Annotated in this window: 7 protein-coding genes and 1 tRNA gene; all 8 read right to left on the minus strand. The window is 55.5% G+C overall.

What is annotated here, in order from left to right:
• Positions 1-85: 85 nt before the first annotated feature.
• Positions 86-1,483, minus strand: a complete 1,398-nt coding sequence (locus GCWU000341_RS10460; RefSeq protein WP_155812853.1) for a trypsin-like peptidase domain-containing protein — start codon at positions 1,481-1,483, stop codon at positions 86-88.
• Between the two features lie 320 nt (positions 1,484-1,803).
• Positions 1,804-3,504 carry an alpha-glucosidase gene (locus GCWU000341_RS10465; RefSeq protein WP_040654196.1) on the minus strand — a complete coding sequence of 567 codons (1,701 nt, stop codon included), beginning with the start codon at positions 3,502-3,504 and terminating at the stop codon, positions 1,804-1,806.
• A gap of 15 nt (positions 3,505-3,519) precedes the next feature.
• Positions 3,520-5,211: an alpha-glucosidase gene (locus tag GCWU000341_RS10470; protein ID WP_009215972.1), complete on the minus strand. Its 1,692-nt coding sequence runs from the start codon at positions 5,209-5,211 to the stop codon at positions 3,520-3,522.
• 43 nt (positions 5,212-5,254) lie between these two features.
• Positions 5,255-6,358 (minus strand): LacI family DNA-binding transcriptional regulator, encoded by a 1,104-nt coding sequence (locus tag GCWU000341_RS10475; RefSeq protein ID WP_196794844.1) that lies wholly within the window; start codon positions 6,356-6,358, stop codon positions 5,255-5,257.
• 285 nt (positions 6,359-6,643) lie between these two features.
• Complete coding sequence (locus tag GCWU000341_RS10480) at positions 6,644-7,513, minus strand: carbohydrate ABC transporter permease (protein WP_009215974.1); 870 nt, start codon at positions 7,511-7,513, stop codon at positions 6,644-6,646.
• A complete protein-coding gene (locus tag GCWU000341_RS10485; protein ID WP_009215975.1) occupies positions 7,513-8,559 on the minus strand; it encodes a carbohydrate ABC transporter permease in 1,047 nt (348 codons plus the stop codon). The genes GCWU000341_RS10480 and GCWU000341_RS10485 overlap by 1 nt, the downstream gene beginning before the upstream one ends.
• 92 nt (positions 8,560-8,651) lie before the next feature.
• Positions 8,652-10,025 (minus strand): ABC transporter substrate-binding protein, encoded by a 1,374-nt coding sequence (locus tag GCWU000341_RS10490; RefSeq protein WP_040654198.1) that lies wholly within the window; start codon positions 10,023-10,025, stop codon positions 8,652-8,654.
• A gap of 419 nt (positions 10,026-10,444) precedes the next feature.
• Positions 10,445-10,518: transfer RNA gene (locus GCWU000341_RS10495), tRNA-Asp, on the minus strand.
• Positions 10,519-10,646: the final 128 nt, after the last annotated feature.

A 10,646-nucleotide genomic window follows, 5' to 3' on the forward strand; every position in this document is an offset into this window, starting at 1 on the left:
ATCTGTCTCTTCTGCCGTCCCGCTTTAGCGAGGGACAGCTGGAGAGCTCAGGACAGCCGGAGCGGAAAAAGTCCTGCATCACCGCTCAGCCTCTTTCGAAGTATTTCCTAAACTCCTGGAGGATCTCATCCTCACTGTCTCTCTGGGCGCTCTGTCCCTGCTGCTCCTCCTTCTGCCGTGCGGAGCTCTTCTGTTTTTCCGACTTCGGAGCGGCACTCAGTGTGATCGTGAGCTCCTTCTCCTCGTACTTCCCGTTCCCGGAGAGCCTCTGGACGGTGAGCTTTACACTCTCCCCCGCCTTATAGCGGGCGAGGAGGGAGCTGAGATCATCGAGGCTTTCGACGCTCTGTCCGTCGAAGCTTGTGATGATATCCTTTTCCTGAAGCCCCGCATCCGCGGCCTTTGACTCCTCCGTGATCTTATAGACGTAGATCCCCTCCGGCATGCCGTAGGCGTTTGCCGTCTGACTGTCCACCGTCTTTGCCTGGATTCCGAGATAGCCTCTGTCCTCCTGGGAGACCTTTGACCTTGTGGTCTTCGTGGAGAGCTCGTTTACGATGTTCTCCGCCTTCTTGCTCGGGATGGAATATCCCATTCCCTCGACCTTTGTATCGGAGTACTTCGCCACATTGATGCCGATGACCTGGCCGCTCATATTCAGGAGAGCACCGCCGGAATTTCCCGGATTGATCGCGGCATCGGTCTGGATGAGCCCGCTCTCGGTGCCGTTCTCCGTCTCAATCTCCCGATCCTTCGCGGATACGATTCCGGTCGTCACAGACTGCCCGTAGCCGAGCGCATTTCCGATCGCGACGACCTGATCTCCGACCTGAAGGCTGTCGGAATCCCCGAACTCCGCGACCTTGATCTTTTCCAGGGTCTCCTTGGAGAGATCGGAGAGCTTTATGGCGATGACAGCCAGATCCGCGCTGCTGTCCTCCCCCTTGATCTCCGCGTCCGCGCTTTTTCCATCGACGAACTGTACGCTCAGGGAGCTGGAATTCTCCACCACATGGTGATTTGTCACGACGAGGAGCTCCGTATCGTTCTTTCCGATGATGACGCCCGATCCGCTCGCCGCGGTCTCCCCGCTCTGCTCTCCTCCTCCGAAGATCGAATAGCCATTTTGCTTATACTGCATCATATTGGTGATGGATACGACGGAGGGCATCGCGGATTTCACGATGGATGAAACCGACTCCGCACTCTCCCCGCTCTCCGTCTTTTCGCTTTTATTCAAGGGGATTGAGCTGCCTTTCTCCGCTCCCTTCAAAAGAGTGTCCGCCTGGGACGCGGAACTCTCTGCAGCCGTCTCTCTGGAAATGCCCCGGCCCGCGAGAACGTTTACCCCGACCATCGCGCCTCCCGCCACCGTCCCGAAGACCAGCGCGCTGGCGAGAAGCCCGGCCACCTGTCCTTTTCTTCCTCTTCCTTCTCTTCTTAACTCTCTTTTATCCTCTCTTCTTTCTTCTCTCTCTTCCATATCTTCCATGCTTTACCTCCTCTATATCGGCTCCCGGTTCCGGTATCCCCTCCCCGGAAAGCTCTTATCTTCTTATCCTGACAAGGAAAAGGATAGCAGGAAAATGTGGCAGAAAAATGTTGAAAGCGTGATGATTCTGTGTCCTCTCGAATCATCACGCTCTCTTATTACATGCTTTTTTTACATGCTTTTTACATGCTTTTATGCGCTCTTAGTGTTTCGCTCTCTTTAAAAAGCGGCTCGTCCTGTCGCCCTTCTCTCTTACCATGGCTCCGGATTCCTCATCCTCGCCCAAGGCTCATAAAAAGTACGGCTCTGATTCAGGAAAGCCCAGTTTTTCCGGGCTCGGAGACCGCGAGGATCAGTGCCTGATAGCCCTCCAGTCTGATCCTCCGGCCCCGGATCTCGCTCTGATCCACATTGGACAAAAGCACGGCCCTGACATCCACAGGGAGCTCGATCTCCCTCTCCTCTTTTCGGAAATTCCCGAGCACCAGAAGGCAGTTCTTCTCCCCTCTTCGGTAGAACGCCATGAGGCGGCTCTCCTCCTGCATGAACGGCTCAAAGTCCCCGTAGACGATACTGTCCTTATATTCCGGATCGCTACGAAGCGCGATGAGCTTCCTGTAGTAGCGGAGCACGGAGTCCGGGTCCCTCTCCTCCGCCTCGACATTGATCTCCTTATAGTTCGGATTTAGAGGGAGCCAGGGCTTCCCCTTTGTAAAGCCCGCATTCTCCCCGTCACTCCACTGCATCGGCGTCCTCGCATTGTCCCGGGAAAAGCGGTTCACCGAGCGAAGCGCCTCCTCCTCGGAGAGCCCGGCCTGAAGTGAAATCTGATACTCGTCGAGCGTAGAAATATCGTCGACCTCCTCGATGGAATGGAGCTTTATATTTTCCATTCCGATCTCCTGCCCCTGGTAGAGGAAGGGAAGCCCCCGGAGCATGAGTTGCATCGTCCCGAGGAACTTCTTACTCCGCTTACTGAGCTCCTCCGGGGGGATATAGCGGCTCACTCCCCTCGGCTCATCGTGATTTTCTATGATCGTGGAGATGAAGCCGATATCCCCTACCAGTCTCTGCGTCTCAAAGCAGGCGTCCCGGTAATCGTCCGGCGTGATCTGTCTGCAGTCATACCAGCCCTTCCCGGACCTTCCGAAGATGTTGGAGCGGAAGTCGAACATGGAGGAGAAATAGCCGTCCGGGCCGATGAACTCCGGAATCTGCTCCTCTGTCTCATTGAAGACCTCCCCCACGGTAAAGGCCCCGTGCGGGCGGAACGTGCGGTCCCGCATCTCCCGGAGAAAGTCCCCGATTCCCTTCGCCGCATAGATCATATTCGTGCAGGAGGCCATGCCGTCCTCCCGGTCCGGCGGGAAATCATGGCCGCGGAGCGGGAAGACCTTTTTGATATTTAAGATGGCGTCGATGCGAAAGCCCGCGATCCCCTTATCCAGCCACCAGTTGATCATACGGTAGATCTCTTCCCGAAGCTTCGGATTCTCCCAGTTTAAATCCGGCTGCTTTTTGTGAAAGAGATGGAGATAGTAGCGATCGCTCCCCGGGATCTTCTCCCAGGCGGAGCCGCCGAAGTAGGAGCGCCAGTTGTTCGGCTCATGCCCGTCTACCCCCTCCTCGAAGAAAAAGTAATCCGCGTAGGGGCCGTCCGGATCCGCGATGGCCTTCTGAAACCAGCTATGCTCATCGGAGCAATGATTCACCACAAGGTCCAGCACGATCGCGATATCCCGCTTCTTCGCTTCCCGGATCAGCTCATCCATATCCTCATTGCTTCCAAAGCGGGGATCGATCCTGTAGTAATCTGCGATATCATAGCCCTGATCCGCAAGAGGCGAGAGATAGCAGGGGGAAATCCAGACGATCCCGATGCCGAGCTCTCTGAGATAGTCGAGCTTCTCTATAATTCCCCGGAGATCCCCGATCCCATTTCCCTTGGTATCGAGAAAGCTCTTCGGATAGATCTGATAGGCGACCTTCTGCTGCCACCATTCTTTTTTCATTATCATAATTCCCTTCTAAGCATCATGACAGACGCCGCTTCTATTCTCCAGCACATAGGCTTCATAGGGCGCGAGGCGGCCGCCTTGCGGCGATCTCCCCTCCATATTGTGGATGAGGAGCTCTCCCGCGAGAAACCTCTCCTCCGGAAGATACTCCCTCTCCCTCTCCGAAAAATTCGCGGCCACCAGAAGCTCCCGATCCGGAAGATACCTCCGATAGACGAAGAGCTCCGGATCCTCCGGGAGCAAAAGCTCAAAATGCCCGTAGACGATGAGCTCTGAACTGTGGCGAAGTGAGATCAGCTTCTGATAGTAATAAAAGACTGAGTCCGAGCGGCTGAGCTCCTCCTCCGCATTGATCTCCCGGTAGTTCGGATTGACGGGGATCCAGGGCTTTCCGCTCGTAAAGCCCGCATTTTCCTCCGCGCTCCACTGCATCGGCGTCCTCGCATTATCCCGGCTCTTTGCGGCGATCATGGGAAGGAGCTTCGAGCCCTCCAGCTTAAGCTTCTCCGTGAGCTCCGAATAGGCGTTGACGGATTCCAGATCCTTGAACTCCTCCGGGCTTTTAAAGGGGTAGTTGCTCATGGCAAGCTCCTCCCCCTGATAGATATAGGGCGTGCCCTGCATCATATGGAGGATGGTCGCGATGCACTTTGCCGATCTCTCGCGGTATTCCGCGCTGTCATTTCCGAGCCGGGAGACGATGCGCGGCTGATCGTGATTACAGAGGAAGAGGCTGTTCCAGGCCACGCCGTCCAGGCCGAGCTGCCACTTCGCGAGATTCTTCTTTAAGGGGAGGAGGGGCATTTTCTCCGTGCTCCACTTAAAGCCGTAGTCTCTGTTTCCATCCAGGCTCACATGCTCAAACTGAAAGACCATGTTTAACTCCGAGCCGTCGCTGTTCGCGTATTTCTTTGCCTCCTCCAGGGTGACTCCGGCTGTCTCTCCGACCGTCATGAGCTCATGGCGGGACAGGACTCTCCGGTTCATCTCCTTAAGGTACTCGTGGACATGGGGCCCGTTTGCGCAGATTCCCGGATCTCCGTATAGGCCGCCTCTGAGCGGGGCGTCCGGAAGGCCCTCCGGCTTTGAGATCAGAGAGATGACATCCATCCGGAAGCCGTCGATTCCCTTTTCGCACCAGCGCTCCATCATCGAAAAGACCTCATCCCGGACCTTCGGATTTTCCCAGTTGAGATCGGGCTGCTTTTTCGAGAAAAGGTGCAGATAGTACTGTCCCCTTCCCTCGTCATACTGCCAGGCGGAGCCGGAGAAGCAGGAGCCCCAGTTGTTCGGCTCGTGTCCCGATACCGGATCCCTCCAGAGATAGAAGTCGCTCTTTTCGTTCTCTCTGTCCCTCCGGCTCTCGATAAACCAGCGGTGCTCATCCGAGGTATGATTTACGACGAGGTCCATCACGATCTTAATCCCCTTCTCGTGGGCCTCGGAGAGGAGGGCTTCAAAGTCCTCCATCGTGCCGAATTCCTTCATGATCTTCTCGTAATCCGAGATATCATAGCCATTGTCATCGTTCGGTGACTGATAGATCGGAGAAAGCCAGATCACATCGATTCCGAGCTTTTTCAGATAATCCAGCTTTGAGCGAATCCCGTTGAGATCCCCGATCCCGTCCCCGTCGCTGTCGCAGAAGCTCCGGGGATAGATCTGATAGACCACACTTTCCTTCCACCACGTTTTCTTCATTCTCTTCTCCCTGCTATGATTTTACACGCCTATATCACAGCACTTATGCAAAGGCCGACTTCTTCGAAGGGCCCGGTTCTTCACCGAAATACGGATTTCCCCCGCGGTCCTCCACGGTCTCTCTCTCCATGATGCATACCGGAAGGCGGATATCTCTCCTCGGGAGCTCCCTCTCCCTTTCTCTCCGGAGGAGCCGAAGGAGCTCCCGCACCGCCCTCGTCCCTTTCTCTCTCATATCCTGACAGACCGTGGTCAGAGCCGGTCGATAACGCTCTCCCTCGCGAATCCCGTCAAAGCCCGCGATGGAGAGCTCATCGGGCACGGAAATCCCCCTGTCCCGGCAGAAGCCCAGAAACTCCAGCGCGAGGAGATCCGAGGTCAGAAAGAGCGCGGTGCAGCCAAAGAAATTTTTCTGCTGCAGCTTCATAAACTGCTCCCTCCTCCTTTTCGGATTCCGGCTTAGATCGAGGGCCCAGCACTCCTCCGGCCTCTGCCCCCATTCCTCATAGGCGGCCAGGTAGCCGAGATAGCGCGCACTGTCGATAAACTGCGGATCGAAATGATCCCTCCCCTCCTCCCGGGAGAGAAAGCCGATCCTTCGATGCCCCCTCTGGAGGAGGTAGGAGGTCATCTCCTTCCCCCCCTCGTAGTCGCAGAGCCCCACATTGACGAAGTCCCGATCCCCCTCCTGAAAGCAGGTATCGATCGTCACGATGGGGACATCCAGCTGCTCTCTCAGCGTATAATAGCCCTGCCTCTTGCATCCAAGGACGATGACGCCCTCCACATTCCAGGCCAGCGCCATCTTCCGGCACTCCTCCATATCGGGATTGCTGTAGAGCATCAGGAAATATCCCTTCCTCTGCACCTCGGTCTCCACGGCCGCGATGACCGAGGAGACGAAGGGATCCTGGACGATGCTGGTCCGCCTCTCGTTCTGGTAGGCGAGAACCAGTGCGATCAGGCAGGAGCCCCGGCTGGCCATGAGCCTCGCCCCCATATTGGAGACATAGCGCTGCTCCTCCAGGATCCGCCGCACCTTTTCAAAGGTCTCTCCGGAGACCCGATCCCGTCTCCCGTGAATCACATTGGCGACGGTGGACGGGCTTACCTTCGCCAATTTCGCGATATCCTTGATACTGTGCAAGCTCTTCCTCCAAAATCTCCTTATTTTTTTACGCTGCAGCGTATCGCGGCGGGGCAGAGAGCGTGTTTCAATCACTGTATCTCGAAGGGACAGTGCCGTGAACTCTTTCCGCATCCTGAGAGAAGCCGGCTGCTGCCTCACGGCTGCAGCCGGTTTCAAGTCCCGGGCTCTGAAGAAGCGAAGCAGTGCATGGGACAGATCCCCTTATTGGCACTGCAGGGCTCCGGGGCAGCAGCCGATCTTCGCAGCGGCAGAGCACTGCGAAGTTTCAAAGCGCTGCCGGTATCAGCCCTTGACCGCGCCCTCTACCATGCCGCTCATGATCTGCTTCTGACCGATCAAAAAGACGATAATCATGGGGAGCATCGCGAGAAGCGCCGCACCGAGAATCAGATTCCACTGCCTCACATAGGAGCCCACAAAGGCCTGCACCGCCACGGGAAGCGTCTTCACCTTTCCGTTCTGCCCGAGCATCAGGGAGGGAAGAAGGTAGTCGTTCCAGAGCCACATCCCGTTTAAGATGGTCAATGTCGTAATGACCGGCCGAAGGAGCGGGAAAATGATCCGGAAGAAGGTCCCCTCCGGGGAGCAGCCGTCGATCGCGGCCGCCTCCTCGAGCTCATAGGGGACACCCTTGATAAAGCCCGTCAGGATGAAGACCGTCATGGCTCCTCCGAAGCCGCAGTAGGCGAAGATCAGCCCGGGCACGGACTGGAGCATATTGATCCCCACGAATTTTCCGACATCCCGGAAGGTCGCGATCAGGGGAAGCATGACGACCTGGAAGGGAATGATCATGGATGCGATAAAGATCATATAGATCGCGATCGCCCAGCCCCTCTTATGATTCCTGCTGATGACCCAGGCCGCCATACTGCCAAAGAGGATCAAAAGCACGAGGGAGGCGACGGTTATCACCGCCGAGGTGCCAAAGGCATACCAGAAGCGGAAGTTCGAGTTGTTGATGACAGCATTCAGATTCTCCGTGAGCTGGGAAAAGGATGCGCCGTGCATCCCCACCGGGTCCTGCACGATATCCGTCTGCTTCTTGAAGGAGTTCACCAGCACAAGGTAAAAGGGAGAGAGCACATAGAGCGCTATGAGAACGCCGATCACAAAAAGTATGGCCCTCTTGGAGCGTCTTGTCGTCTTCATCACATTTCCACCTCCCTGCTGTTGGAGATCCTCACCTGAATCAGGGAAATCACCGCCAGGATGAGGAAGAAAAGCACCGCCTTCGCCTGCGCCACCGCATAGCTGTTCTTCGCGATCGCGGTATTATAGATATTTAAAGCGAGCATCTGCGTGCCGTTTGAGAGATAGGCCCCCATAAAATTCGGGACCGATCCCGCACCGTTCGTCAAAGCCATGTTCACATCAAACTGCTTGAAGGCCGCGGTCAGCGTGAGGAAGGTACAGATCGTGATCGTAGACGCGATCATCGGAAGCTTCACCTTGAAAAGCGTCTCCACCGCGTTCGCGCCGTCGATCTGCGCGGCCTCCAGGACATCTCCCGGAATCTGCGTGAGCCCGGTCACATAGATCAGCATGATATAGCCCGCGCTCTGCCAAAGATAGGCCACGATGATCGCCGCCATGGCCCCGTTTGTCTTCGCGAGGAGAGAGACGCCGCCGGTGAATTTGATGAAGACATTGTTGAAGACAAACTGCCAGATATAGCCGAGCACGATGCCTCCGATCAGGTTCGGAAGAAAGTACGCGGCCCGGAAGAAGCCGATGCCCCTCAGCTTCTGAGAGCAGAGAAGGGCGAGCAGAAAGCCGATCAGATTGACCAAAATCACATTCAGAAGCACAAAGAGGAAGGTGATCATAACCGACCAGAGGAAGGCCGGATCCCGGAACATGCTCTGATAGTTCGAAAATCCCACGAACTTCTTAAATCCGATCCCGGTCCAGTCCGTAAAGGAATAGCCGATCCCGAGGATCAGAGGGATGATCACCGTCACAAAGAAGGTAAAAAGAAGCGGAAAGAGAAAGATAAAATAGACGATCCTCCGGTGATGCCTCTGGCTGGGAAAGGAATAAAGCCCGAGGAGGGAGATGAGTATCCCCGCCGTCAGCATGGCTCCTCTCCCGCGAAAAGTGCTTCCCATGAAGTCCATGGCCAGCGAAGCCGCAAAAAGGAGGATTCCGAAAAGGATCAGAACTCCCGAAGGCACTCCGGATCTTGCTGATTTCATACATAACCCCCTTACGGAAAAGTGAGAAAAAGGAGCGGACAGAGGAAGGGAGGAGCGGCAGAAGCCGCCCCTCCTCCACAGCTTTCTGCTCCTCAGGAAGCGTAATACTGCGCACAGACCTGCGACATGGTATCGGTAAAGGCCTTGGCATCCTTGATATTCCCCTGCGCATAGTCCTGATAGACTACGCCGAGCGCATTCTGCGCAATGCCGTCCTTATTTCCGAGCCAGTGCCAGCCGGAGGTCTTCTCCGCCTTCTGGTAGTCCACGATGGTCTGGGCAAACGGATCCTCCGCGACGAAGCTGCAGGACTTGAACGGGCTGATGAAGCCGGCCTTATTCACGAGGATGTCCTGTCCCTTCTCCCCTGCGACCCAGTTTAAGAACTTCTTCGCCTCTTCGGCATTGTCATTCTTGAATACAGACCACCAGGAGGGAGAATTCGTGAGGATGGTATCCTGCCCTTCCTCAAAGGCATAGGGGATCATTCCCACCTTGAACTTCCCGGCCTTCTCATAGGCGTCCTTATCGTCCGTCGTCATCGTCGCCCCGATCCAGGAGCCCTGCGTCACGAACGCGTACTTTCCGGAGGAGAAGTTCAGAATCTGCTGATCATAGGTCCCGGAAACAAGGAGATTCGGATCGGAATACTTATTGAAAAGCCCCACCATCTCCGCATACTTCTCGAAGCGATCGCTGTCGAGCTTTCCGCCGTCCTTCAGGAGATCAAAATACTTCGAGTCGTCTCTCTTCAGTCCCTCATCCTCATAGACGCCGAAGAGATGATTCCCCGTAGACCAGTAGAGATTCGTCGCCTCCGCGCAGTAGCCGATGACGGCATCCAGGCCGAGCTCCGACTTCTTCGAATCCAGAGTCTCAAAGGCCTTCTTCATGGACTCCGGCCCGGTGATGCTCTTCGGATCGATGCCGGCCTTCTCCAGGATGTCCGCATTATAGGCAAGGCCGATCGCCTCCACCGTGTAGGGGAAGCCGTAGATCTTCCCGTCCTTATACTTATAAGCGGCATCTGTATCCGAAACCCAGGGCTGATCGCTCAGATCCTCCAAAAGGTCCTGTCCGCACCAATTCTCAAAGTCCGGATCGGCACCGTTTACAAAGATATCCGGCATGTTTCCGGCCTGATAATAGCCCTTCAGGGTTCCCTGAATATTGATGCCGCCTCCCATGGACTCGATATTGACCTTTACTCCGGTCTCCTCCTCGTACTTTGCGGCGAGCTCCTTCAGCGCGGCGTCAACCTCGATCTTTCCGTTTACAAGGCGAAGCTCCTTGCCTCCCTTTCCATCGGCCTTGCTCTCCTTGCCGTCCGCCTTGCTCTCGCCTGCGGACTCATCCGTCTTTGCCGCGCTGCTTCCCGCGGAATCGCTCTGAGAAGAGCCGCAGGCAGCCAATGCGGAAGCCGCCATAAGGGCAGCCAGGGCGATGGACAGTGATCTTTTTTTCATAGTACCTTCCCTCCAAAAATATACTTTCAACCCCTGTTTCCAAGCCGAAATCATCGGCGATGTCTCAATAATAGCAGTGAGATCGGTCTTTTGCAAGTACAATTTCTACATTTCACACAGTAAATCTAAATTAAAAGCTTTATTTTTTCAAAGTGTTTGCCAACACCTGCATAAGATTAAAGACGAAGCTCATAGAAAAGGAGAGAAGGACCCGGCTTGGCAGACAGATGTCTTCGCAGATGTCAGGCACTGAACGTTTTCAGAGCCCGGGGAGACAGAGCCTTCCTGAACGGAGAAAGGGAGAGTGCGGCTGACAGACAGCAAAACGGGCCGAAGGACAGATTCTTCCGAATCTGCCCTTCGGCCCGTTTCACAAAAGAAGGTTTTGCAAGAAAACAAGTAAGTTGGCATCTCCTGCACGACCCGGATCGGAATCGAACCGACGACCTCCGCCGTGACAGGGCGGCGCTCTAACCATCTGAGCCACCGGGCCATTCACAGTCCCCTGTGAAGGCTCGTGCCTTCAAAACCGCAGATTGCAATCCGTTTTGACATCTCTCCGACTATGGATAAGCCCTCGACCGATTAGTAGCTGTCAGCTGCATGCTTTGCAGCACTTCC

Source organism: Oribacterium sp. oral taxon 078 str. F0262 (genome assembly GCF_000160135.1).
Classification (GTDB): Bacteria; Bacillota; Clostridia; order Lachnospirales; family Lachnospiraceae; genus Oribacterium.

What these genes read in the sequence shown, in the direction of transcription:
- GCWU000341_RS10460 (WP_155812853.1), bottom strand. Translation starts at nt 1,483, where the DNA reads ATGGAAGAGAGAGAAGAAAGAAGAGAGGATAAAAGAGAGTTAAGAAGA.
- GCWU000341_RS10465 (WP_040654196.1), bottom strand. Translation starts at nt 3,504, where the DNA reads ATGAAAAAAGAATGGTGGCAGCAGAAGGTCGCCTATCAGATCTATCCG.
- GCWU000341_RS10470 (WP_009215972.1), bottom strand. Translation starts at nt 5,211, where the DNA reads ATGAAGAAAACGTGGTGGAAGGAAAGTGTGGTCTATCAGATCTATCCC.
- GCWU000341_RS10480 (WP_009215974.1), bottom strand. Translation starts at nt 7,513, where the DNA reads ATGAAGACGACAAGACGCTCCAAGAGGGCCATACTTTTTGTGATCGGC.
- GCWU000341_RS10485 (WP_009215975.1), bottom strand. Translation starts at nt 8,559, where the DNA reads ATGAAATCAGCAAGATCCGGAGTGCCTTCGGGAGTTCTGATCCTTTTC.
- GCWU000341_RS10490 (WP_040654198.1), bottom strand. Translation starts at nt 10,025, where the DNA reads ATGAAAAAAAGATCACTGTCCATCGCCCTGGCTGCCCTTATGGCGGCT.